We start from the raw sequence: 24435 nt of genomic DNA, 5'->3' as shown, positions 1-24435 counted from the left end.
TCCTGTTCTGTCCTGTGCCGTGTCAGAGCGCGTCGGGACCGCGCTCGCCGGTGCGGACCCGTACGGCCGTCTCGACCGGGACCGCCCAGACCTTGCCGTCGCCGATCTTCCCGGTGCGGGCCGCCTTGACCACGACCTCGATGAGCTGGTCGGCGTCGTCGTCCTCGACCAGCACCTCGATACGGACCTTGGGGACGAGGTCGACGGTGTACTCGGCGCCCCGGTAGACCTCGGTGTGGCCGCGCTGGCGGCCGTAGCCGCTGGCCTCGGTGACGGTCAGGCCGTGCACGCCGAACGCCTGGAGGGCCTCCTTGATCTCGTCGAGCCGGTGCGGCTTGACGACCGCGGTGATGAGCTTCATGCGTCCACCTTCCTGTTCTCTGCCGGGACGGCCACGGGGGCCGGCGCGGCGGTCGTGCGGGCGGCACCGCCGCCGGCTCCGCTGAAGTCGTACGCGGTCTCGGCGTGTTCGGCCTGGTCGATGCCGGCCACCTCGTCGTCCTCCGATACCCGCATGCCGATCGTCTTGTCGAGGAGGAAGGCGAGGACCGCGGAGACGACCAGGGAGTAGGCGAGGACCGCGAAGACACCGGCGCACTGCTTCCAGAACTGGTCCAGGCCGCCGCCGTAGAAGAGGCCCGCGACGTCGGACTGGCCCTTGCCGGTGGCGAAGAAGCCGACCAGGAGGGAGCCGGCGATGCCGCCGACCAGGTGGACGCCGATGACGTCGAGGGAGTCGTCGTAGCCGAACCTGTACTTCAGGCCGACGGCCATGGCGCACAGCAGACCGGCGAGGGCGCCGACGGCGATCGCGCCGAGCGGGGAGACCGCGCCGCCGGCCGGGGTGATGGCGACCAGGCCCGCGACCGCGCCGGAGGCGGCGCCCAGCGTGGTGAAGGCGCCGTGGCGGATCTTCTCGTAGGCGAGCCAGGCCAGCATGGCGGCGCCGGTGGCGACCTGGGTGTTGACGAACATCAGCGCGCCGACGCCGTCGTCGTTGCCGAGCCAGGAGCCGGCGTTGAAGCCGAACCAGCCGAACCACAGCAGACCGGCGCCGAGCATGACCAGCGGCAGGCTGTGCGGGCGCATCGGGTCCTTCTTGAAGCCGATGCGCTTGCCGATGACGAGGATCACGCCGAGCGCCGCCGCACCGGCGTTGATGTGCACCGCCGTGCCACCCGCGAAGTCGATCACGCCCAGCTCGAAGGCCCAGCCGCCGGCGCCCCACACCCAGTGGGCGACCGGGAAGTAGACGACCGTGGCCCACAGGGCGACGAACAGCGCCCATGCCGTGAACTTCACCCGGTCGGCGAGGGCGCCGCTGATCAGGGCGGGGGTGAGGACGGCGAACATCAGCTGGAAGACCAGGAAGACGAAGACGGGGATCGTGTAGCCGTCCCACAGCTCGGCCGGGCCGATGCCGCTCAGGCCGACCCAGTCGGAGTTCCAGCCGATGAGGCCGCCGGAGTCCGTGCCGAAGGCGAGGGAGAAGCCGTACAGCACCCACAGGACGGTGACGATCCCGAGGCTGATGAAGCTCATCATCAGCATGTTCAGGGTGCTCTTGACGCGGACCATGCCCCCGTAGAAGAAGGCCAGCGCCGGGGTCATGAGCATCACCAGGGCGGAGCAGATGAGCATGAAGCCTGTGTTGGCGGCAGAGAGCTCCGTCTCTGCGGCAAGCGTGATGGCTGGAGCCATCGGCGTCTCCTCGTCGTTGGTACGGCCCCGTGCGGGCGAAGCCAGAGCGGAATGAGGGGTGGGCCGGTTGTGCGCCATGAGATTGGCGCAGCGCGGTTTCGGTGGGTGCCCCTCGTTGTTTCGCCGCCGTGACGAAGGCGCCGTGCGTGTTACGCGTCGATGAACCGCGAGATGTCCGGCCGCGCGATCGTTATCGTGGCGCAACCGAACCGAACCGGCCGCGGCGGCCTTCCGCTGACCTGGCGTGGGGGAGCCGAGTCGGGCGGTTCGGGAAGGCCGGCCGCGGCCGGGGCTTGCGGGGCGTCAGACCGCCACGGGGGTCTCGGGCAGCTCGACGGCGAGCCGTTCGGTGAGGTCGGCGACATCGGCGAGGTCGCCGAAGTCGCGTGCGGCCGTGCCGACCGTCTTGCGGATCCGGGTGTTGACGCGTTCGGAGCGGACCTTGGCGGCGATCCGCAGGGCCTCCTTGGCATAGACCGTGCTCTCCTCCGGTTCCCGCCGCAGGAGGTGCACGGTGGCCATGCCGATCAGGTTCAGCGCGTACGACCGCTGGTGTTCGCTGTCCTTCTCGAACAGCTCCACGGCCCGCCGCATCAGGGGCTCGGCCAGGGAGGCGTAGGCGGGGCTGCGGCCGGCGACGTAGGCGAGATCGCGGAAGGAGTGGGAGTTCTCGCCGTGCAGTTCGGCTTCGGAGAAGAAGCGGATCCAGTCGGGGTCCGGCTCGTCCCACTCGTCGGCGTCGGCGAAGGTCTCCTCGGCCAGCCGGACGGCCCGTTTGCACTTGCCGGGCTGGCCCATGTTGGCGTAGGCGCGGGCCTCCATCGCATACAGCATCGACTGGGTGCGCGGACTGGCGCAGTCCCGGCTGCCGTACTGGGCGAGGTGGATGAGCTCCAGCGCGTCGTCGGGCCGGCCGAGGTGGATCATCTGCCGGCTCATGCTGGAGAGGATGTACGAGCCGAGCGGCCGGTCGCCCGCCTCCTTGGCGGCGTGCAGGGCGAGGACGAAGTACTTCTGCGCGGTGGGCTGGAGCCCGACGTCGTACGACATCCAGCCGGCGAGCTCGGCCAGCTCGGCGGCGACCTTGAACAGCGTGCGGCGCGCGGCCTCGGGCTGGGGTTCCTGGAGGAGGTCGGTCACCTCGTGCAGCTGGCCGACGACGGCCTTGCGGCGCAGGCCGCCGCCGCACTGGGCGTCCCACCGCCGGAACATCATCGTGGTCGTCTCCAGCAGGTCCAGCTCCGGTTTGGACAGGCGTCCGCGCGCCCGCGTGGCGGGGACCGGCTCGGGCTCGGGCTGCGGGGCCTGGGGCGTGGGGACGAGCCAGCGCTGCATGGGCTCGATGAGGGACGGGCCCGCGGAGAGGGCCAGCGAGCTCCCGAGGAAGCCGCGCCGCGCCAGCATCAGGTCGCTGCGCGAGAACTCGCTGATCAGGGCCACGGTCTGCGGGCCCGTCCAGGGCAGGTCGACACCGATCGCCGAGGGGAGCGGGCGGGAGATGCGCAGGCCCAGGTCCTCGATGGAGACGACGACGCCGAAGCGCTCGGAGAACAGCTCGGACAGGATGCGCGGGATCGGCTCGCGGGGGTTCTCCCCGTCGAGCCAGCGCCGCACGCGCGAGGTGTCCGTGGAGATGTGGTGGGCGCCCAGCTGGCGGGCGCGCCGGTTGACCTGGCGGGCGAGCTCCCCCTTGGACCAGCCGCTGCGCACGAACCATGACGCCAGCAGCTCGTTGGGGCGTTTCTCGGTGCTCACAGCGTGTCCAGCGTGGGCAGCGTCTCCAGCGCTCGTCCCGCTTCCGCCGTTGCCGCCCACTCGAACGCCCCCATCCCTGAGACCACGTGGCGCCGGGTGCGCCAAGCCCTATCAGAATGCCGGTGGACACGGCCGGCCGTCCGGCGGTTCCCGCCCTTCGAGCAAGATCGCCGCCTTGCCTCCGGCATACCCGCATGTGCATGTGCCGCCAGGCGGTGTGCACGCACCGTAATCCCACGATCACCCCTCCGGCCACGCGGTTCCCGGAAACGCCACCATTCGCCACCCCAACGAATGAACGCCCGGCAACCTTCGCACGATTCACTTGACAGAGCCCGGACGGGGGTGAGCGCGGCGGTACACACCGGGGCGCGCGTCGCCCGGTCCGCCACCCCGAGTGCCACAAGGCGCTGACTGAATCGCGCGGCACCGGGGATGTGGAAACAGAGAGTCACGTCGTGCGTCCGTTGCGTAACCATCGGTGCGCCGGACCCGTTGGAGGGGGTATGGGGTTCACCATCGGCGGCAGTCGGGGCATCCGCGACATCCGGTCCGGCTCGCGCCGCCGTGGCCGTTCGTCGGAGTGCACGGCGGTGGCCGAGTTCACCGGGCTGTACGGCTGGGACGTGGTGCCGGGCGCGCGGGCCGCCGCGGGGGCCTGTTCCTGCGGCCGTGGCGACTGCCGGGCCCCGGGCGCGCATCCGCTGGACTTCGCGCCGGAGATCCCCGCCGGATCCACGCTGGACGAGGTGACCGAGGCATGGGCCCGGGTCCCCGGCGCCTCCGTGATGCTCCCGGTCGGCCGGGCCTTCGACGTGATCGAGGTGGCGGAGCCGGCCGGGTGCCGGGCGCTGACCCGGCTGGAGCGCATGGGCCTGCCGCTCGGCCCGGTCACGGCGACCCCTGAGGGCCGCGCCCACTTCTTCGTCGCTCCGGGCGGCGCGGCCGAGCTGCCCCGGCTGCTGTACCGCCTGGGCTGGGACACTCCCTCCACCCTCGACCTGCGCGGCCTCGGCCCGGGTGCGTACCTGACGGCCCCGCCCTCCGACCGGGGCGGGCTGGGCCCGGTGCGCTGGCTGCGTCCGCCCGCTCTCGACTCGGCGGCCAGCCCGCCGGAGGCGCGGCTGCTGCTGGGGACCCTGGCCCATCTGGCGCACCGGTCGCGGGCCCGGGGCCGGCCGTCCCGGATCGGCTCGCGGGCGAACGACGGCGCCTGACCGGCGCCGGTGAGCGGTCCCGCCGGACGCCGCGGGGCGGGGCGGGAACCGTCAGGCGGGCCCCGGGGCTCGCCGGCCGGTACGGCGAAGCGCCCGCTCCCGGCTGAGTCTCGGGGCGGGCGCCTCTTCGTACGCGGCCACCGGGGCCGGCGACCGGGCCGTCGTGCTCGGTAACCGCGTCTCAGTCACCGATCAGCGCGTCCACGAACGCCTCCGGCTCGAACGGCGCGAGGTCGTCCGCGCCCTCGCCGAGACCGATCAGCTTGACCGGCACGCCGAGCTCACGCTGCACGGCGACCACGATGCCGCCCTTGGCGGTGCCGTCCAGCTTGGTGAGCACGATGCCGGTGATGTCGACGACCTCGGCGAAGACACGGGCCTGGACCAGGCCGTTCTGGCCGGTGGTGGCGTCGAGCACGAGCAGCACCTCGTCCAGCGGGGCGTGCTTCTCCACCACGCGCTTGACCTTGCCCAGCTCGTCCATGAGGCCGGTCTTGGTGTGCAGGCGGCCGGCGGTGTCGATGAGGACGACATCGGCGCCGATCTCCTTGCCCTCCTTGACCGCGTCGAAGGCGACGGAGGCCGGGTCGCCGCCCTCGGGGCCGCGCACGGTGTGGGCGCCGACCCGTTCGCCCCAGGTCTGGAGCTGGTCGGCGGCGGCGGCGCGGAAGGTGTCGGCGGCACCGAGGACGACGGAGTTGCCGTCGGCCACCAGGACGCGGGCGAGCTTGCCGGTGGTGGTGGTCTTGCCGGTGCCGTTGACGCCGACGACCATCACGATGCCCGGCTTGCGGCCCTCGGGCTCGGTCCTGACGGTGCGGTCCAGGTCGGGACCGACCAGCGTGAGCAGTTCCTCGCGCAGCAGGCCGCGCAGCTCCTGCGGCGTGCGGGTGCCGAGCACCTTCACGCGCTCGCGCAGCCGCTCGACCAGTTCCTGGGTGGGCATCACGCCGACGTCGGCGGTCAGCAGCGTGTCCTCGATCTCCTCCCAGGTGTCCTCGTCGAGGTGCTCGCGGGACAGCAGCGTGAGCAGGCCCTTGCCCAGGGCGTTCTGGGAGCGGGACAGGCGGGCGCGGAGCCGGACCAGACGGCCGGCGGTGGGCTCGGGCACCTCGATCGCGGGTACTTCGAGCTCTTCGACGGCGGGCGGTTCCTCGACGGCGACGGGGCCGGTGCCGCCGTCCGGGAGGTCCACCTCCTCTACCGTCCGGCGCGGTTCGTCGCGCGGTGTCTCGGCCTCTTCGCCGACGTGCGGCTCGGCCGGAGGGGCGGTGATGTCGGGCGCGGTGGGCGGCGGCTGGAGCAGCTGCCGCTTCTTGCGGCGACTGCCCACCACCAGCCCGCCGAGGGCGCCGATCACGACCACGGCGATGACTACAGCAAGGATGACGATGTCCATAACCCGTCCAGTATCAGCCATGGGTCCCGGGGACACCCCGTTTGTGACTTCATCCAAAGGACAAAGGCCCCTGGGGGGCAGGACTCGGAGCAAAGTACGATGGAAGACAGCGCTTCAACGCGCGTAGAGTCCCCGTCGTCCCCACTGCCCCCCGCTCCACCTCTCCCGCCGCCCGAGGACCCGGAACGCAGCGGCTCCCCGGGGCGCGGACCCCCCACGACCGAGGCATGGAAACCCCACGTTCATGAGCAAAACCGCCGAGACCGAAGGCGCCCTGGAAACCCGCGGCATCGAGCAGGTGCCCGACCAGGAGCGCACCGCGAGGACGCGCGAGCTGTTCCCCACCTGGGTGGGCGCCAACATCAGCGTCCTGCTGCTGACGATGGGCGCGAGCCTCGTCGTGGCCTACCACCTGAACCTCTGGCAGGCCCTCGTCGTCGCCGTGGCCGCGCCGATCGTGTCGTACGGCCTGGTCGGGCTGATCGGCATCGCGGGCAAGCGCGGCGGCGCGCCCGGCATGGCGCTGTCCCGCGCGGTGTTCGGGCAGCGCGGCAATCTGCTGCCGGGTTCGCTGATCTGGGTGGCCCGCTGGGGCTGGGAGACGATCAACGCGGTCACCGGCGCCTACGCCATGCTCTCCGTCGTCGACATCCTCTTCGGCGTACGGGCCAACAGCGTCCTGGACATGGTGATGCTGCTCGCCTTCGTGGTCGCGACCTTCGCGATCTCCGGCCTCGGCATCAACGCGGTCCAGAAGTGCAACAAGTACGCGACGTACCTGTTCGGCGTCTTCTCGGTGCTGGTGCTGGTCTATCTGGTCGTCGACACGGACTGGGCGCGGGTCTTCGACCGGTCCGCCGGCTCGGTGGCGGCGATGATCGCCGGCGTGGGGCTGATCGCGGCGGGCGGCGTCAGCTGGATCCCGTCCGCCCCCGACTTCACGCGCTACCTGCCGCGTACCGCCTCCGCCAAGGGCATCGTGGGCGTCACGGTCGGCGGGGCCGGCATCGTCGTCCTGCCCATGGTCCTGATGGGCGTGGTCATGGCCGTCTCGACGCCGGATCTGGCCTCGGCCGCCGACCCGGTCTCCTTCCTCGGCGAGATCCTGCCGACGTGGATCGCGGTGCCGTACCTGCTGATCGCCCTGATCGGCATGCTGCTGATCAACTCGATGTCGATGTACTCGGCGGGCTTCACCGCGCAGACCCTGGGCATCAAGGTCCCCCGGCACTGGGCCGTCTCGGTCAACGCCGTGATCTCCCTGGTGTTCGGCGGGGTGCTGATGCTGGTGGCGACCAGCTTCATGGGCTCCTTCATCGCCTTCCTGTCGCTGCTCGCGGTGGCCTTCTCCGCCTGGGTCGGCGTCTTCGGCGCCGACATGCTGCGCCGCCGGGAGTACGACGGCGAGGCCATGGCCGACACGGGACGCACCAGCGCCTACTGGTACCGGGGCGGGTTCTCCCCCGCCGCGGTGGCCGCCTGGGCGGTGGGCCTGGTCGCGGGCCTGATGTTCAGCACGTCCGACTGGTTCACCGGGCCGCTCGCCACCAACAACGTCATCGGCGAGTACGGCCTCGGCTGGGTGGCCACGGTCGTGATCTCCGGTCTGCTGTATCTGGCCCTGCCCAAGCCCGCCGTGGTCACCCCGGGGAAGCCGGGCGGGCCCACCGAGCGGGCAGGGGTCCCCGGGCAGGCCGGCCAGGCCGCGCGACCGGATTCGCTCACCGTCTGATCCTCGGCCTCGGCCTCCGCCCACGTCCCCCCTCGCCCCGCCGGGCGGAGGGGGACGTCGTCGTTCGCGCGGCCGGACGCGGTGGGTGCCCCCCTCCTGTGCCGCCGCGGTCGTGTGCCCGGCTGCTCTGCACCCGCGGTCGTGTGCCCGGCTGCTCCTGTGCCCGCTGTCGTGTGCCCCGCTTCTGCGCCCGTTCCCGTGTCGCTGTCGTGGGCCGTTGCCGTGCGCCCGATTCCGGCGGCGGTCGTGGCGCGAAGGGAGCGGGGACGGGAGCGCCCCGTAGAGCACGGGACAGCGTCCGGAGAGCGGGCTTTCGGGAGCGGTGTCCGGCGTCCAGGAGAACGTCCGGGAGAAGGGGGGACGTGAACGTCCAGGAGAAGGGGGGACGTCCGGGTGGTGCCGGGAGACGCACCGGACCGCGCTTGGCTCCGCTCCCGTCCGCCGCTCCCCTCACACGGGGGCCCTCGCCGCCTCTCCCCCGCCGTCCCCGCGCCCACGTTGTGGAGCACTCAGCGCTGCCTGCCGCCACGCCCCCGTAGACCCCGGGACTCCCGAACGCTCGAACGTCCACGAACACCGAAAGGCGCGCTGCCCCGGCTCCGCCGACCTCGCGGTCGGGGGGAGCCGGGGCAGCGCGCCTCGGGTACGAGGAGAGGGGCAGCGGGGACTTGGCCCTTCTCCTCGGGCCTGTGCGGCGGGCCGGTCAGCCCATCTCCTCCAGGGCCTTGCCCTTCGTCTCCTTCACGAACTTCCAGACGAACGGGATGGAGAGCGCGGCGAAGACCGTGTAGATCACGTAGGTGACGGAGAGGTTCCAGTCGGCCAGCGACGGGAAGCTCGCGGTGATGGCCCAGTTGGCGATCCACTGCGCGGCGGCGGCGACGCCCAGCGCGGCGGCGCGGATCTTGTTCGGGAACATCTCGCCGAGCATGACCCAGACGACCACACCCCACGACAGGGCGAAGAAGAGGACGAACATGTGGGCGGCGATCAGGGCGACCCAGCCCTGGGTCTCCGGCAGCTTGCCGCCGACCAGGTCGTAGGAGAAGGCCCAGGCCTCCAGAGCCAGGCCGATCACCATGCCGACCGAGCCGATGATGGCGAGCGGCTTACGGCCGATGCGGTCCACGAAGATCATGGCGATCACGGTGCCGACGATGTTGATGATCGACGTCGTGAACGAGTAGAGGAACGAGTCCGACGGGTCGACGCCGACCGACTGCCACAGCGTCGAGGAGTAGTAGAACGCGACGTTGATGCCGACGAACTGCTGGAAGACCGACAGGCCGATACCGATCCAGACGATCGGCTTGAAGAAGAAGGTGCCGCCGAGCAGGTCCTTGAAGGAGGACTTCTCCTCGCGCTTCATGCCCGTCTCGATCTCGGTGACGCGGGCGTCCAGGTCCACGTCCTTGCCCTCGACCTCGGCGAGGATCTCGCGGGCGCGGTCGTGCTTGCCCACGGAGATCAGGAAGCGCGGGGACTCGGGGATGGCGAAGGACAGCAGGCCGTAGAGGATGGCCGGGACGACCATGACACCGAGCATGACCTGCCAGGCCTCCAGGCCCAGCAGCTCACCGCGCTGGTCGCCGCCGGCGGCGTTCAGCAGCCCCCAGTTGACGAGCTGCGACACGGCGATACCGATGACGATGGCGGCCTGCTGGAAGGAGCCGAGCCGGCCGCGGTAGGCGGGCGGGGCGACCTCGGCGATGTAGGCGGGGCCGATCACGGAGGCCATGCCGATGGCGAAACCGCCGATGACGCGCCAGAAGGCGAGGTCCCACAGCGCGAAGGGCAGGGCGGAGCCGACGGCGCTGACGGTGAAGAGGACAGCGGCGATCTGCATGCAGCGGATGCGGCCGATGCGGTCGGCGATGCGGCCGGCGGTCGCCGCGCCGATGGCGCTGCCGATCAGCGCGATGGCGACGACCTGGGCCAGCGCCGCGGAGCCGACGTCGTAGCGGTCCCGGATGGCCTCGACGGCGCCGTTGATGACGGAGCTGTCGTAGCCGAAGAGGAAGCCGCCCATGGCGGCCGCCGCCGCGATGAAGATGACGTGCCCGAGATGTTCGGGGTGAGCCGTCCTGGCTCCTGACTTGGGTGCCTGCGCTGTGCTGGTCACGTGTACTCCTCGGGCCACCGGCAACGCTGCCGGGGTGGGTGAAGCCCTTCGAGGTGACCTGAAGGTACCTGAAGGTAAAAGCAACGTTGCAGAGACTATGCCTTCAAGTTTCGAAGTCAATAGGCCAAAGCCTGTGAGTTTTCAGCCATAGTTGGCGTCCTAGTGTTCAAGACTTGAAGTCCTGGGGGTGGAAGTTTTCAGATGTGCAGGTCGCGACCGGTCCAGACCCGCCCGAACCTCAGCGGAGCCGCTGGGAGATGACCTTCGACACACCGTCGCCCTGCATGGACACGCCATAGAGGGCGTCGGCGACCTCCATCGTCCGCTTCTGGTGCGTGATCACGATCAGCTGCGAGGTCTCCCGCAGCTCCTGCATGATCCGGATCAGCCGCCGCAGGTTGGTGTCGTCGAGCGCGGCCTCGACCTCGTCCATGACGTAGAACGGGCTGGGCCGCGCCTTGAAGATCGACACGAGCAGCGCCACGGCGGTCAGCGAGCGCTCCCCGCCGGACAGCAGCGACAGCCGCTTGACCTTCTTGCCCGGCGGCCGGGCCTCGACGTCCACACCCGTGGTCAGCATGCGGTCGGGGTCGGTCAGCACGAGCCGGCCCTCACCGCCCGGGAACAGACGGCCGAACACGCCCTCGAACTCGCGGGCGGTGTCCCGGTACGCCTCGGTGAAGACCCGCTCGACCCGTTCGTCGACCTCCTTGACGACGTGGAGCAGGTCGGCGCGGGTCTTCTTCAGGTCCTCCAGCTGCTCGCTGAGGAACTGGTGCCGCTCCTCCAGCGCCGCGAACTCCTCCAGGGCCAGCGGATTGACCTTGCCGAGCTGCTGGTAGGCCCGCTCGGCCGCCCTCAGCCGCTTCTCCTGCTCGGCCCGTACGAAGGGGCGGGGCCGGTTGCGCGGATGGTCCGGATCGTCCGGCGGCTGCTCGCCGTCGGCGGCGGGCGAGGGCGGCACCGGCTGATCCGGACCGTACTCGGCGACGAGCCCCGCCGGTTCCACACCGAGTTCCTCCAGCGCCTTGGTCTCCAGCTGCTCGATCCGCAGCCGCTTCTCGGCGCCGAGTACCTCTCCCCGGTGGACTGAATCCGTCAGCTTGTCGAGTTCCGCCTTGAGGTCCCGGCCCGCGGTGCGCGCGGCGGCCAGCTCCCGCTCGCAGCGCGCCTTGGCCGCCTCGGCGGCGGTCCGCTCCTGCTCGGCACGGGTGAGGGAGACCTCGACGTGGGCGAGGAGCTGCCGGGCACCGGAGGCGACCGCCTCGGCGACGGCCGCCTCGTGCCGCAGCCGGGCCCGGCGCCGTTCGGCACGCGCGCGTGCCTCGCGCTCCGCGCGGGCGGCCCGGTCCAGCGAGTCGGCCCGCCCGGCCAGCGCCTTGACCCGTTCCTCGTGCGTACGGACCTGGAGGCGGGCCTCCATCTCGGTCTGGCGGGCGTTGGCCCCGTCGGCGGCGAGCCGGTCGCGGCGCGTGGTGTCGGGCTCCTCCCCGGCCGGCGTCTCCTCGGCGACGGCGAGCCGCTCGGCGAGTTCCCCGGCCCGCGCCGCCGCCTCGTCGAACGCCTCCTGCGCCCGTCGCGCGGCGGCCTCCGACCGCTCGGCCTCACCTGCGGCGCCCCGCGCCTGCCCGGCCAGCCGCCCGAGCCGCTGGGCCACGGCCGACTTCTCCCGGTCGGCGGCCCGCCGCCGCTCCCCCAGCTCCTCCACCAGCGCGGCGCACTCCCGGCGCCGCTCCCCCGCCGCCTGCTGCGCCCCGGCCAGTTCCGCACACCGTACGGCCAGCTCCGCCAGCTCGGCGGCGGCCTCGTCCACGGACGCCCGCACCTCCAGGAGGCTGGGCGCCCCGGCGGATCCGCCGTGCGCGACGTGCGCACCCAGCAGATCGCCCTCGGCGGTGACGGCGGTCAGGCCGGGCCGCGCGTAGACGAGCTCCTCGGCGTCCTCCAGGGTGGCGACGACGACGATCCCGCGCAGCAGCCGCCGTACGGCGGGCATGAGCTCGTCCGGCCCGCGCACCAGGTCGGCCGCGTACGGCGGCCCGCCGCTGCCGGTCTCCTCGGGTACGTCGCCGGGGGCGCCGGCGACCAGCAGGGTGGCCCGGCCGGCGTCCTGTTTGCGCAGCAGGCGCAGGGCGTCGGCGGCGGCGGCCGGGCTCGCCACGGCGAGCGCGTCGGCGGCGGCACCGAAGGCGGCGGCGAGCGGCACCTCGTACCCGGGGGTCACGGTGAGCAGCTCGGCGGCCGGGCCCAGCAGGCCGGTGAGCCGGTCCCGCGCGGCGAGCAGCGCGCCGGTGCCGTCCTTGCGGCGCAGGCCCAGGGCGAGGGCGTCGTGCCGGGCCTGGGTGGCGGCGCGCCGGCGCTCCGCCGCGGTGGCGGCCTCCCGGGCGGCGGCCAGCGCGGCCTCCGCCTCGGCGAGGTCGCGCCTGGCCGCCTCGTGCCGTTCGGCGAGTTCGGTGTCACCGGCGTCGAGGCCGTCGACCTCGGCCTTGAGCGCCTCGTACGCCTCCTGGGCGGCCACCGCCCGTTCCCTGGCCTCGTCCCGGGCGGCGCCCAGGCGTTCCGTCTCGGCCTGGGCGGCGGCGGCCCGCGAGCGGGCCGCCCCCACCTGCCCGGTGAGCCGGGCCAGGCCCTCGCGCCGGTCGGCGAGGGCGCGGGCGGCGTCCCTCAGCCGCCGCTCCTCCTGCGCCAGCTCGCGTTCGAGCTCGGCGCGGTGGGCGACCGTGTCGTCCAGGGCGTGCCGGGCCGCCTCCAGGGCGGCTTCGAGTTCGGCCTCCTGCTCGCGGACGCGGGCGGCCTCGCGCTCCAGGTCCTCCGGGTCCCGGCCGCGTCGCTCCTCCACCGGCGCCGACGCGGCGCTCTGCACGCGCGCGTCGGCCAGCGAGACGGTGCCGCGCACCCGCTCGGCGAGCTGGGACAGCTCGTACCAGGTCTGCTGGGCGCGCTGGAGGCGCGGGGTGAGGCGGCGCACCTCGTCCTCCAGCTGGGCCTCGCGCTTCAGGGCCCGGTTCAGCTCCTGCTCGGCGGCCTCCTTGCGCTCCTTCAGCGCCGCCTCGTCGGCGATCTCGGCCTGGAGTGCCTCACGCAGCCGTACGAGGTCGTCGGCGAGCAGGCGGAGCCGGGCGTCGCGCAGGTCGGCCTGGATGACGGCGGCCCTGCGGGCCACGGCCGCCTGGCGGCCGAGCGGTTTGAGCTGTCGGCGCAGCTCGTCCGTGAGGTCCTGCACGCGCGCGAGGTTGGCCCGCATCGCGTCCAGCTTCCGCAGCGCCTTCTCCTTGCGCTTGCGGTGCTTGAGGACACCGGCCGCCTCCTCGATGAAGGCGCGGCGGCCCATCGGGTCGGCGTGCAGGACGGAGTCGAGCTGGCCCTGGCCGACGATGACGTGCATCTCCCGGCCGATGCCGGAGTCGGACAGCAGTTCCTGGATGTCGAGCAGGCGGCAGGTGTCACCGTTGATCCGGTACTCGCTGCCGCCGTTGCGGAACATCGTCCGCGTGATGGTGACCTCGGAGTACTCGATGGGCAGGGCCCCGTCGGAGTTGTCGATGGTCAGGGAGACCTCGGCGCGGCCCAGGGGCGGGCGGCCCGTGGTGCCGGCGAAGATGACGTCCTCCATCTTGCCGCCGCGCAGCGACTTGGCGCCCTGTTCGCCCATGACCCAGCTGAGCGCGTCGACGACGTTGGACTTGCCCGAGCCGTTCGGTCCGACCACGCAGGTGATCCCCGGTTCGAACCGGAGCGTGGTCGCCGAGGCGAACGACTTGAACCCGCGCAGGGTCAGGGCCTTCAGGTGCACGCCGGTGGACTCTACCTTCCGGGGGTGCCCCGCTCCATGAAGCGGCCGCCTCGCGCGGTTTCACGGATCAACGCGCAGGGCACACCAGACGTTAAGACACTGAAAGGATGCGCGGGGAAGAGAAGGCGGCGCGGCCGGCGGGCGAGGGCGCGGGGGAAAGAAAGAAGGGACGCCGGAGGCGTCCCTTGCAACTCTGAGAACTGAGCGGTTGTACGGGCAGCCCGACCACTGCTGGTGCTTTCGTGGAGCGTTGCAGTGATCAGGTCAGCGCAGGCTCCGCCTGGTGTGCGTCAACGCTCTCCATGATCCTGTCGTGAGAAGCGGCAGCCGTCAGCGCGTCGTTCTCCGCCTGAATCCGCACGAGCTCGGATTCCAGGTCCTGGACGCGCTGCTGGAGCCGTCGCATCTCGGCGAGGAGTCGCGGGTCCGAGCCGCCGACGTAACCGAGAAGCGCCTTTGCCATGATGGATGGTCCTCCACAATGAGTGACCGACCGAAGCGGTGTGGGTCGTGAGGGTTCCGCACCCGCGGTGCTTGGCAGGGCCTGGAGTTGTGCTGCCGTTCAGCCATGCCAAACAGCTAAGGTGCGCGGGCTTTCAGCGTCTCACCAAAAAGTTTGACGGTCAACACGATCACGCCCTGTAGGGGCGGGCGACCCGGGGCGCGCGGCCGGAACCGGCGGCGCGGCGACTTCTGCGGGGCCCTCAGGGCGTGGCGATCATCCTGTCGTGCGCGGCTCCGCAGGGCAAGCCCTCGTCCGCAATCACCTGCTCGTTTTCCTTCCGGCGCCCCCGGCGGACGGTCTCGCGGACCGCCGCCGGGGCCGCCGGTGGCGCGCGGTCAGCGGACGGCGAAGCCGTCGTAGCCGCCGCGAGGTGTGTCCCAGATCTCTGTCACTCCGTCCACGCGCCCGGGCGTGTCGTCGCCGCGCAGCCAGTCCAGGAGGGCGTCACAGCGCTCTCGCGGGCCTTCCGCGACCACTTGGACCCGCCCGTCGTCCAAATTGAGAGCAAAACCACTCAGACTCCCGAGTTCCAGGGCCCTCGCCCGCGTGAACCAGCGGAAACCCACACCTTGGACGCGTCCGCGCACCCAGGCGACCATCCGTACATCCTCGCTCATGGGGGCAACCTAACCGGGCGATGCCTCTCCGGACACGTCGTCCCTTCCCAGCATGAGGTACCGTCCCGACGCAATGCATCTCATATGAAACTCACTCGATCGTGTGAGTTGGGTGTGGATCGCGAGGACGAGTCGACCGCGAGGACAAGGGAAGGCCAGGACATGGGACGCCACCGACGCTCCGCCGCCGGCCGCGCCGCCACGGGCCGCGCCACGACGGCCGGACACACCGACGCTTCCGCCCCGGGGGAGCGCCCCCCGCTGGACTCTCCCGCGGCAGGCCGCCCCGCGATGGGGACCCCGCCCTCGCTGGACTCCCAGGCGTACGCCGAGGTCCGCGCCAAGAGCGACGCCTACCTGTTCGGGACGGACGACGCGACGGGCGGCGCGAGCGACGCCGGCCGGGAAGTCGAAGGGGTGGCCGCCGGTCCCGCCTCCCCTCCCGACGGGAGTCACGGCGGTTTCACGCCCGAGCACGGCACGCGCGGCGCGGGCCCCCGCCGGCGCCGGAAGAAGAGGGCCGCGACGCCGGTCCGCACGGGCCTGCTCGGCATCTCCGCCGCCGTCGCCATCGGCGCGGTCGCCGTCACCACGGGCGCGGTGCCCGGGCTGGACAACTACCGGCTCGGCGGCGGCTCCGGCGGCGACCGGGTGCAGTCCGCCGACCTGCCGACCAACACCCCCGCCGAGCAGGGCGGCACCTCCGGCAGCGCCGAGAGCGAGGAGGGCACGGCCACGAGCCCCGGCACGACCGGCCCGGGCTCCCCGTCCTCCCCCGCCGCGAGCCCGACGACCCCGTCGGCGTCACCGTCCGGGACACCGTCCAAGTCGGGGACGCCCTCGAAGTCCGGGACGCCCTCGAAGTCCGGGACGCCCTCGAAGTCCGGGACGCCCTCGAAGTCCGGCGAGCCGCAGGGGTCACAGGCCCCGAAGGAGGCGGAGCGGCCGACGGTCTCCGCCGGCGGGACGGCCCCGGCGCCCACCCGCACGGCCACACAGGAGCCGGAGAAGTCCGGCGCACCCGTCACCGTGTCCCGCGAGGCCGCCGCCGAGGCCGAGGTGCTCCGGCTGGTCAACGAGGAGCGGGCCAAGGTGGGGTGCAGTGCGCTCGCGGCCAACAGCGCCCTCGCCGACCTGGCCGGGGACTTCAGCGACGCCATGGCCGAGCAGGGCTTCTTCGACCACACCGACCCCAGCGGCGCGTCCCCGTGGGACCGGGCCGAGAAGGCCGGGATAAGCAACCTCGGCGGGGAGAACATAGCCCGCGGCCAGGCCGACGCCCAGGCCGTCATGGACTCCTGGATGAACAGCCCGGGCCACCGCGCCAACATCCTCAACTGCGACTTCACGACGCTGGGAGTCGGCGTGCACTTCGGGTCGGGCGGCCCGTGGTGGACGCAGAACTTCGGCTACTGAGCCGCACACCTACGCTGTCTTGCGGTGAGCGCAAGCTCTCGGTCAGCGCTGTGCTCGCCTACGCTGGAGTCATGGCGATCACACAGGGGCGTACGGCGGAGCGGGACCTTCCGTACGACGTGTTCTCACGGGACTGTCCCTCGCGCGGCATCCTGGAGCACGTCACCGGGCGCTGGGGCGCGCTGACGCTCGGCGCCCTGTGCGAGGGGTCCTTCCGCTTCAACCAGCTGCGCCGCCGGGTCGACGGCGTCAGCGAGAAGATGCTCTCCCAGACGCTGCACGCGCTGGAGCGCGACGGTCTGGTGCACCGTGAGGCGCAGCCCACCAACCCGCCGCGCGTGGACTACGAGCTGACGCCGCTCGGGCGCGAGGTGGCCGAGCGGCTGGCCGGTCTCATCGAGTTCCTGGAGGGCAGCATGGACCAGGTGCTCGCGGCGCGGGAGCGCTACGACGCCCGCCGGCCCTCCGCCTAACGCCGTGCGCCGTGGCTACGGCCGGACGCGGGGTGCCCGCTGGCAGGCGGGGCAGTAGTAGCTGGAGCGGTTCATCCAGGGGCGCCGGCGCATCGGGGTGGCGCAGCGGCGGCACGGCAGGCCCTCGCGGCCGTAGGCGTCGAGCGAGCGGTCGAAGTAGCCGGACTCGCCGTTGACGTTGACGTACAGGCTGTCGAAGCTGGTGCCGCCCACCGCGAGGGCCGCGTTCATGACGTCCCGGATGTGGCCGAGGAGCTCCAGTGTGCGGGGGCGGGTGAAGCCGGCCGTCGGGCGCTCGTAGTGGAGGCGGGCGCGCCACAGGGCCTCGTCGGCGTAGATGTTGCCGACGCCGCTGATCAGGGACTGGTCGAGCAGGGCCCGCTTGATCGTGGTGCGCTTGCGGCGCAGCGCCTGGTGGAACGCCTCGTCGTCGAAGAGCGGGTCCAGCGGGTCGCGGGCGATGTGCCCGATGACGTCGGGCAGCCCGTCGGGGGTGGTGTCGTGCAGCGACAGGCCGCCGAAGGTGCGCTGGTCGACGAAGCGCAGTTCGGTTCCCAGGCCGTCGGCGAAGCGGACCCGGATGCGCAGGTGCTTCTCGTCCGGTGCCGTGTGCGGCTGGACCAGCAGCTGGCCGCTCATGCCGAGGTGGGCGAGGATGGCCTGGCCGGTGTCCTCCAGGGGCAGCCACAGGTACTTGCCGCGGCGGCTGGGGGTGCCGATGCGGTGGCCCTTGAGGCGGTGGGCGAAGTCGTCGGCACCGGCGACGTGGCGGCGTATCGCGCGCGGGTGCAGGACCTCGGCGTCGGCGACGGCGCGGTGGGCGACCCACCGTTCCAGGCCGCGCCGGACGACCTCGACCTCGGGCAACTCGGGCATGTGCTCCCCTGTCCGCACGTGTGCGGCCCGAACACCTGTCGGGGCCGCCGTATGGCCCGTGCCGATCGCGGCCGGGCCGTCGAGGGGCCCGCCGCGAGGGCCGGGCCGTATCGAGAACCGAACGCCCGTCCCCTGGGCGGGGGCGGGCGCTCGGGTAGGGCTCGGTGTCAGGCGGAGGCCGAGGTGTCGGCGCCGTTCTGTGCGACGACCTCGGCGGCCGTCGCCTTGACGCGCTCGTCCGCCGCGGCCCGGATGGCCCGCCACGCGGACTCCGCGGCCTGCTGCTCCGCCTCCTTCTTGCTGCGGCCGGTGCCGGTGCCGTACGAGACGCCTCCGACGCGGGCGGCAGCAGTGAAGGTCTTCTCGTGGTCGGGGCCGGTCTCCGTGACCAGGTACTCGGGCACGCCGAGCCCCTCGGTCGCGGTGAGCTCCTGGAGGCTGGTCTTCCAGTCCAGGCCGGCTCCGAGGTTGGAGGACTTCTCGATCAGGGGGTCGAACAGGCGGTGCACCAGTTCGGACGCCGCGTCGAGACCCTGGTCGAGGTAGACCGCGCCGATCACCGCTTCGAGGGTGTCGGCGAGGATGGACGCCTTGTCCCGGCCGCCCGTGCCCTCTTCACCGCGGCCGAGCCGGATGAAGGAGCCGAGGTCGAGCGAACGTCCCACCTCCGCCAGCGCGCGCGAGTTGACCACCGCGGCCCGCAGCTTGGCCAGCTGGCCTTCGGGCAGGTCGGGGTGGGCGCGGTACAGCGTGTCGGTGACGACGAGACCGAGCACGGAGTCCCCGAGGAACTCCAGCCGCTCGTTCGTCGGCAGACCGCCGTTCTCGTACGCGTAGGAACGGTGGGTCAGTGCTCGCACCAGAAGGGCGGACTCGACCTGATAGCCGAGCCGCCCTTCCAGAAGCGTGTGGGACGAGGCCTGGTTGTCCGCCGGGCCGCCCCCGCGTCGGCGGGAACTGCCGGCTTCGGCGTCTTCCGCCTTCTTGGCAGTGGACACAGTGCCTCTCACCAGCCGCTCAGACCTCGAGGACCTGGCGCTTGTTGTAGGTGCCGCACGACGGGCACGCGATGTGCTGCAGCTTGGGCTCGTGGCAGCGCTCGCACGCAACCAGGGTGGGGACCGCAGCCTTCCACTGCGACCGGCGGTGGCGCGTGTTGCTGCGCGACATCTTCCGCTTCGGAACAGCCACGGCTACTTCTCCTGCTTCTCGTCGACGCCCGCTTCGGCGCCGCTCTTGTCGTCCTTATCACCGGGTTCGAGTGAACCGGCGAGTCCCTGCAGTGCCGCCCAACGGATGTCGACGGCGTCATGGTGGTGGTCCGGGTCGTCCGCCAGCCGTGCCCCGCACTCGGCGCACAGACCGGGGCAGTCTTCCCGGCACACCGGCTGCATCGGCAGTGCGAGCACCACCGCATCACGCAGCACGGCTTCGAGGTCGATCAGACCGTCCTCGACAAAGAGCCTGTCCTCGTCGTCCTCGGCGTCGTCGCCCGGTTCCGCCACAGGGCGGCCCCGGTCGTCGGCGTCAGGGTACGAGAACATCTCCTGGAAGTCCGCTTCGAGCTCCAGCTCGACCGGCTCCAGACACCTTACGCACTCCCCCTCGGCCGTCGCACGGGCGGTGCCTGTGACGAGCACACCTTCCATGACCGACTCAAGGCGGAGTTCGAGCTCCACCGGGGCGCCTTCCGGCACCCCGATCACTCCCTGGATACCGAGGTCCCGGGGAGCGTCGACCGTGCGGGTCAGGCGCTGCAGCGCACCGGGCCGCCGCCCCAGCTCGTGGGTGTCGATCACGAGAGGGTTGCGGTGGTCGAGACGGGCGTTCAGGGCCATTCCTGCTTTCGGTCTTCGAGCTCAGGGGACGCCGCCCAGCGGTGTCCCCGGGCAGCGCTGATCGCGGACGTACACGCGACCGAACAGCCAGGATACTGGACCTTTCGCTCTCGGCCCAATCCGCGGTCAGCGGTCCTGCTCGTACCGCTGCTCGTACTGCTGCTCGTACCGGCGCAGCTGTTCGGCGCTGATCATGCTCGTGTCGAACAGGCTGGTCTCGTCCAGGGCGTACCCCTGGTGGCTTCCCCGGGAGTCCGGCTGAGGGCTTGCCTGGGGGCCGCCGGCTCCGGGAGCGCCCGGGTGGCCCTCCCGGGCCTCCTGCGGGGCCTCGTAGCCCTGATAGGCGTACGGGTCGGCCTGCTGGTAGCCGTAGGGGTCCTGGCCGCCGTACTGCTGCTGGTAGCCGTACGGGTCGGCCTGGGGCGCCTGCTGGTAGGCGTAGGACTCCTGGGCGCCGTACGACGGCTGGGACGGCACCGTCGGGGGTGCCGCCGGGGGCTGCGGCGGGGTCGCGGGCCCGGCGGCGAGGGCCGCCAGGTCGGCGAGGTAGTCGGCGTCGCTGGAGTGCTGGAGGCTGGTGGTGTCGTCGGCGAGGGCGCCGAGGTCGTCGGTGGCGATCCGGCCGTGCAGCTTCTCCCGGCCGCGGCCGACCGCCTCCAGCGTCTTGGCGAGGACCGCCTCGAACGCGCCCAGCTTGGCGTTGACGTAGGCGTCGGCGTCGCGGCGCAGGGTCTCCGGGTCGTGGCTGCGCTCGGGGGCGTCCGCGTCCGCGTAGCCGTCCTCGTCGAGGCCGGGGCCGGTGCCCAGCAGCTTCTCGCGGCCGCGGCCGACGGAGCCGAGGGTCTTGGTGAGGACGACCTCGAAGTTGGCGAGCTTTGAGTCGACGTACTCGTCCGCCTCGGCGCGGATCTCCTCGGCCTCCTGGCGGGCCTCGGCCAGGATCCGGTCGGCCTCGGCCTGCGAGCGGCGGGCGACCTCGGTGCCGGAGATCAGGGAGCCGCGCTCGGCGTGCGCGCTCTCGATGATGCGCTCGGCCTCCTGGCGGGCCCGCGCCACCATCTGCTCGCGGTCGCCGATCAGTTCCTGGGCTCTGGCGAGGGAGTCGGGGAGCGCCGCGCGCACCTCCTCCAGCAGGGAGAGCAGTTCGGCGCGGTTGACCACGCACGACGCCGACATGGGCATCGACCGGGCGCCGGAGACCACCGCGACGATCTCGTCGAGCTTCTTCTGCACGTCCACCTGTGCTCGCCACTCTCTACAGCTGTGTTGGAGACGGACGGGACGACTGTACGGCCCCGGGGCGGGCGGGGGACACCGGGTGACGAGCGGCCGGGCCGGCCGCGCCCGTGGCGGTCCGGCGGCATCCGGCCCGGTGGCGCTCAGTCGGTGCGCAGCCGCTCGGTCAGCGCCTGGAGCACCGGCTCGGGCACCAGGTGGGAGACGTCGCCGCCCCAGGTCGCGACCTCCTTGACGAGGGAGGACGACAGGAAGCTGTAGGTGGGGTTGGTGGGGATGAAGAGCGTCTCCACGCCGGAGAGGCCGTTGTTCATCTGCGCCATCTGGAGCTCGTAGTCGAAGTCGCTGACGGCGCGCAGGCCCTTGACGATGGCGGGGATGTCGCGCTGCTTGCAGAAGTCGACGAGCAGGCCGTGGAAGGACTCGACGCGGACGTTGCCGTACTCGGCGGTGACCTGGCGGATCAGGTCGATCCGCTCCTCGATGGCGAACAGGCCCTTCTTGGACTGGTTGATCATCACCGCGACGTAGACCTCGTCGTACAGCCTGGACGCGCGGGCGATGATGTCGAGGTGTCCATTGGTGATCGGGTCGAACGACCCGGGACAGACGGCGCGGCGCACTTGTGATCCCTCGCTCTCCGGTCCGGTCATCGTGCGTCTTCGCACGTAGAGGCGGCGCGACCGTACCAAAACGTTCCCTCGCCGTAGCGACGGTCCCGGATCGCCTCGAAGCCGTCGGGCCACCGGAATTCGCCGCCTCTGGTGCTGCGCTCCACGGTGACGAGGGCTTCCTCCGCGAGCCAGCCCTCCGAGCGGAGTGTGAGCAGAATCTCCCGAAGATCGTCGTCCGAGACGGCGTACGGCGGGTCGAGGAAGGCCAGGTCGTACGGCGCGGCCGGGGGTGCCGTGCGGATGATCTGTTCCGCTTTGCCCTGTCTGACCTCGGCGCCGGGCAGGCCGAGGGCTCTCACGTTCTCCCGGACCGTGCGGACGGCGCGGGCGTCGGCCTCGACGAGCAGCGTGTGGCCGGCGCCCCGGGACAGCGCCTCCAGGCCGACGGCGCCGGAACCCGCGTACAGGTCGAGGACCCGCTCACCCTGGAGGGGGCCGCCGAGCAGGGACTGCCAGGTGGAGAAGAGGCCCTCGCGCGCGCGGTCGGAGGTGGGGCGGGTGCCGGTCCCTGGCGGGACGGCCAGGCGACGTCCGCCGGCCGCGCCGGCGATCACGCGGGTCATCTGGGGTCCTTGTGAGTAGTGCGGTGGTGGATCCAGTTTCGCAGGCGGCACACGGGGGCGCCTCGCCGCCTTTTCCGCGGGCGGGGCACGGGGCGCCCGGCCGCCGTGGGCGGCCGCGGCCCGTGGTGCCGGCCCGTGGTGCCGGGCGGGCCGCCGCGCGCCCGGCCGTCCGCGCGGTCCTCAGCCCTTCTCCAGGTACTGCTCTCTCTCCTCGTCCAGCAGGGCGTCCAGCGCGGTGCGCAGTCCCGGCAGGTACTCCAGGTCCGGGTCGGCCGCCACGACCGCCGCGGCCTCGCGGCGCGCCTCGGCGATGACCTCCTCGTCCTCGATGACGGCGAGCACGCGCAGGGAGGACCGGGCGCCGGACTGCGCCTGGCCGAGGACATCGCCCTCGCGGCGCTGTTCGAGGTCGATGCGGGACAGCTCGAAGCCGTCGAGGGTGGCGGCGACCGCGTTGAGCCGCTGCCGGGCGGCGCTGGCCTCGGGCATCTCGGTGACCAGCAGGCACAGCCCCGGGGCGGACCCCCGGCCGACGCGGCCCCGCAGCTGGTGGAGCTGGGAGACACCGAAGCGGTCGGCGTCCATGACCACCATCACGGTGGCGTTGGGGACGTTGACGCCGACCTCGATGACGGTGGTGGCCACCAGCACGTCCGCCTCCCCGGCGGCGAACCGGCGCATGACCGCGTCCTTGTCGTCGGGCTGCATCCGGCCGTGCAGCACCTCCACCCGGAGCCCCTTGAGCGGCCCCCGGGCGAGCTGCTCGGCGACGTCCAGGACGGCCAGCGGCGGGCGCTTGTCCGCCTCGCCCTCGGAAGCCTCCTTCTTCGCGGCCTTCTTGGCGTCCGCCGCCTCGTCGGCGTCGTCGCCGATGCGCGGGCAGACGACGTACGCCTGGTGGCCGTTGCCGACCTCCTCGCGCACCCGCTCCCAGGCCCGCGCGAGGAAGTGCGGCTTGTCGGCGGCCGGGACGACATGGCTCGCGATGGGCGAACGCCCGGCCGGGAGCTGGTCCAGGACGGAGGTCTCCAGGTCGCCGAAGACGGTCATGGCCACCGTGCGCGGGATGGGTGTGGCGGTCATGACCAGCAGGTGCGGCGGCTGCCTGCCCTTGCCGCGCAGCGCGTCGCGCTGCTCCACGCCGAAACGGTGCTGTTCGTCGACGACGACGAGGCCGAGGTCGTGGAACCGCACCTTGTCCTCGATCAGCGCGTGGGTGCCGATCACGACGCCGGCCTCGCCGGTGGCCAGGTCCAGCAGGGCCTGGCGGCGGGCGGCGGCGCCCATGGAGCCGGTCAGCAGCACCACCTTGGTGGCGTGTTCGGCCCCGCCGAGCATGCCGCCCTCGGCGAGCTCCCCCATCATCTCGACGACCGAGCGGTGGTGCTGCTGGGCGAGCACCTCGGTGGGCGCCAGCATCGCCGCCTGCCCGCCCGCGTCGACGACGGCCAGCATGGCGCGCAGGGCCACCAGGGTCTTGCCGCTGCCGACCTCGCCCTGGAGCAGCCGGTGCATCGGATGCTCGGTCGCCAGGTCCGCGAAGATCTCCCGGGAGACCTTCCGCTGGCCCTCGGTGAGGGTGAAGGGGAGGCGGGCGTCGAAGGCCGCGAGCAGGCCGTCGGGCCGGGGCTCGCGGGCGACGGCGGGAAGCTGGGCGTCGGCGTGGCGGCGGCGGGCGAGGGCGACCTGGAGGACGAACGCCTCGTCCCACTTCAGCCGGGCGCGGGCGTCAGCGATGTCCGCCTTGGTGTGCGGGCGGTGGATCTTCAGCAGGGCCTCGGGGAGGGGGACCAGGCCGCGGCCCTCGCGCAGTGCCCCGGGGAGCGGGTCGACGGCCTCCTGGGCGCTGGGCAGCACCGTCTGGACGGCCTTGGCGATCTTCCACGACTCCAGCTTGGCGGTGGCCGGGTAGATGGGGATCAGGGCGCCGGCCCAGCTCTCGACCGTCTCCGCCGCTCCGTCTTCGTCGTCGCCGCGCAGCAACTCGTATGCGGGGTGGGCCAGTTGGAGACGGCGGTTGAAGACCGACACCTTGCCCGCGAACAGCGCGCGGGTGCCCGGCAGGAGTTCCTTGTGCGGCTTGTGCACGCCGTTGCCGAAGAAGACCAGCTGGAGCCGGCCGCTGCCGTCGGTGATGGTCACTTCCAGGCGCTGCCCCTTGCCGCGCGGGGCCCGGGGGGAGGCGAAGGTGTGCAGCCGGGCGTCGGCGACCTGGGCGACCACGGTGACGTGCTCGTCCATGGGGAGGTCGGCGAGGTGGGTGAGCTGGCCCCGCTCCTCGTATCTGCGCGGGTAGTGGTGGAGGAGGTCGCCGACGGTGTGCAGGCCGAGATGCTCGGCCATCACCTTCGCGGTGGCGGGGCCGAGCACCGACTTCAGTGGCTGTTGCAGTGGTTCTCGCAGTGCGGGCACGAGATCCATTGCACACCACGCCACTGACAAAGCCGTAGACGCGTCCACCAGCGCCTCGGTGACAACCCCTCCCGGGCCCGCGCGGAATCCGGCGCCGCCGCACGCC

20 protein-coding genes are annotated in these 24435 nt (G+C 72.3%); 4 read left to right on the top strand and 16 right to left on the bottom strand.

Features of this window, described 5'->3' with window-relative positions:
* Window positions 1–22: 22 nt before the first annotated feature.
* The 3 genes from AB0L74_RS09470 to AB0L74_RS09460 form a co-directional block, all read right to left on the bottom strand.
* On the bottom strand, window positions 23–361 hold the full coding sequence (locus tag AB0L74_RS09470) for a P-II family nitrogen regulator (RefSeq protein ID WP_365647829.1): 339 nt from the start codon (window positions 359–361) through the stop codon (window positions 23–25).
* Window positions 358–1701 carry an ammonium transporter gene (locus AB0L74_RS09465; protein WP_365647826.1) on the bottom strand — a complete coding sequence of 448 codons (1344 nt, stop codon included), beginning with the start codon at window positions 1699–1701 and terminating at the stop codon, window positions 358–360. The genes AB0L74_RS09470 and AB0L74_RS09465 overlap by 4 nt, the downstream gene beginning before the upstream one ends.
* Window positions 1702–2004: 303 nt before the next feature.
* Window positions 2005–3516 carry a hypothetical protein gene (locus AB0L74_RS09460; RefSeq protein WP_365647823.1) on the bottom strand — a complete coding sequence of 504 codons (1512 nt, stop codon included), beginning with the start codon at window positions 3514–3516 and terminating at the stop codon, window positions 2005–2007.
* A 446-nt stretch (window positions 3517–3962) separates the two neighbouring features.
* On the opposite strand from AB0L74_RS09460, the gene AB0L74_RS09455 reads away from it, so the two are divergent.
* Entirely contained in the window at window positions 3963–4673 is a 711-nt protein-coding gene (locus AB0L74_RS09455) for a bifunctional DNA primase/polymerase (RefSeq protein WP_365647820.1), read from the top strand.
* A 181-nt stretch (window positions 4674–4854) separates the two neighbouring features.
* Here AB0L74_RS09455 and ftsY read toward each other — a convergent pair whose 3' ends face one another.
* On the bottom strand, window positions 4855–6072 hold the full coding sequence (gene ftsY, locus AB0L74_RS09450; protein WP_365647817.1) for a signal recognition particle-docking protein FtsY: 1218 nt from the start codon (window positions 6070–6072) through the stop codon (window positions 4855–4857).
* A gap of 244 nt (window positions 6073–6316) precedes the next feature.
* On the opposite strand from ftsY, the gene AB0L74_RS09445 reads away from it, so the two are divergent.
* A complete protein-coding gene (locus AB0L74_RS09445) occupies window positions 6317–7804 on the top strand; it encodes a cytosine permease (RefSeq protein WP_365647814.1) in 1488 nt (495 codons plus the stop codon).
* A gap of 703 nt (window positions 7805–8507) precedes the next feature.
* Here the strand turns inward: AB0L74_RS09445 and AB0L74_RS09440 are convergent.
* The 4 genes from AB0L74_RS09440 to AB0L74_RS09425 form a co-directional block, all read right to left on the bottom strand.
* Window positions 8508–9926 carry a sugar porter family MFS transporter gene (locus AB0L74_RS09440; RefSeq protein WP_365647811.1) on the bottom strand — a complete coding sequence of 473 codons (1419 nt, stop codon included), beginning with the start codon at window positions 9924–9926 and terminating at the stop codon, window positions 8508–8510.
* Between the two features lie 238 nt (window positions 9927–10164).
* The gene (gene smc, locus AB0L74_RS09435; RefSeq protein ID WP_365647808.1) at window positions 10165–13719 is read right to left on the bottom strand and encodes a chromosome segregation protein SMC; all 3555 of its coding nucleotides are present in this window, start codon (window positions 13717–13719) and stop codon (window positions 10165–10167) included.
* A 259-nt stretch (window positions 13720–13978) separates the two neighbouring features.
* Window positions 13979–14182, bottom strand: coding sequence for a hypothetical protein (locus AB0L74_RS09430; RefSeq protein ID WP_142192916.1), 204 nt, complete (start codon window positions 14180–14182; stop codon window positions 13979–13981).
* A 377-nt stretch (window positions 14183–14559) separates the two neighbouring features.
* Complete coding sequence (locus AB0L74_RS09425) at window positions 14560–14841, bottom strand: acylphosphatase (RefSeq protein WP_365647805.1); 282 nt, start codon at window positions 14839–14841, stop codon at window positions 14560–14562.
* Window positions 14842–15003: 162 nt separating this feature from the next.
* Between AB0L74_RS09425 and AB0L74_RS09420 the strand changes: the two genes are divergently transcribed.
* Window positions 15004–16257, top strand: coding sequence for a CAP domain-containing protein (locus AB0L74_RS09420; RefSeq protein WP_365647802.1), 1254 nt, complete (start codon window positions 15004–15006; stop codon window positions 16255–16257).
* Window positions 16258–16328: 71 nt separating this feature from the next.
* A complete protein-coding gene (locus AB0L74_RS09415) occupies window positions 16329–16730 on the top strand; it encodes a helix-turn-helix domain-containing protein (RefSeq protein ID WP_365647799.1) in 402 nt (133 codons plus the stop codon).
* A 15-nt stretch (window positions 16731–16745) separates the two neighbouring features.
* Here AB0L74_RS09415 and mutM read toward each other — a convergent pair whose 3' ends face one another.
* The 8 genes from mutM to recG all read right to left on the bottom strand — a co-directional run bounded on the left by mutM (window position 16746) and on the right by recG (window position 24338).
* Window positions 16746–17606, bottom strand: coding sequence for a bifunctional DNA-formamidopyrimidine glycosylase/DNA-(apurinic or apyrimidinic site) lyase (mutM, locus tag AB0L74_RS09410; protein WP_365647797.1), 861 nt, complete (start codon window positions 17604–17606; stop codon window positions 16746–16748).
* Window positions 17607–17773: 167 nt separating this feature from the next.
* Entirely contained in the window at window positions 17774–18616 is an 843-nt protein-coding gene (rnc, locus tag AB0L74_RS09405; protein WP_365647794.1) for a ribonuclease III, read from the bottom strand.
* 7 nt (window positions 18617–18623) lie between these two features.
* A complete protein-coding gene (rpmF, locus tag AB0L74_RS09400) occupies window positions 18624–18797 on the bottom strand; it encodes a 50S ribosomal protein L32 (RefSeq protein ID WP_007493396.1) in 174 nt (57 codons plus the stop codon).
* 2 nt (window positions 18798–18799) lie between these two features.
* Window positions 18800–19444, bottom strand: a complete 645-nt coding sequence (locus AB0L74_RS09395) for a YceD family protein (RefSeq protein ID WP_365647791.1) — start codon at window positions 19442–19444, stop codon at window positions 18800–18802.
* Between the two features lie 126 nt (window positions 19445–19570).
* Window positions 19571–20683, bottom strand: a complete 1113-nt coding sequence (locus AB0L74_RS09390) for an ATP synthase F0 subunit B (RefSeq protein ID WP_365647788.1) — start codon at window positions 20681–20683, stop codon at window positions 19571–19573.
* A gap of 140 nt (window positions 20684–20823) precedes the next feature.
* Window positions 20824–21303 (bottom strand): pantetheine-phosphate adenylyltransferase, encoded by a 480-nt coding sequence (coaD, locus tag AB0L74_RS09385; RefSeq protein ID WP_365648180.1) that lies wholly within the window; start codon window positions 21301–21303, stop codon window positions 20824–20826.
* Between the two features lie 26 nt (window positions 21304–21329).
* Window positions 21330–21917, bottom strand: coding sequence for a 16S rRNA (guanine(966)-N(2))-methyltransferase RsmD (rsmD, locus tag AB0L74_RS09380; protein ID WP_365647785.1), 588 nt, complete (start codon window positions 21915–21917; stop codon window positions 21330–21332).
* 180 nt (window positions 21918–22097) lie between these two features.
* Window positions 22098–24338, bottom strand: coding sequence for an ATP-dependent DNA helicase RecG (gene recG, locus AB0L74_RS09375; RefSeq protein ID WP_365647783.1), 2241 nt, complete (start codon window positions 24336–24338; stop codon window positions 22098–22100).
* Between the last annotated feature and the right edge of the window lie 97 nt (window positions 24339–24435).

Origin of the sequence: Streptomyces sp. NPDC052020, assembly GCF_040680575.1 — a bacterium.
Classification (GTDB): domain Bacteria; phylum Actinomycetota; class Actinomycetes; order Streptomycetales; family Streptomycetaceae; genus Streptomyces.
This window is presented reverse-complemented; position numbering and strand designations above follow the sequence as displayed.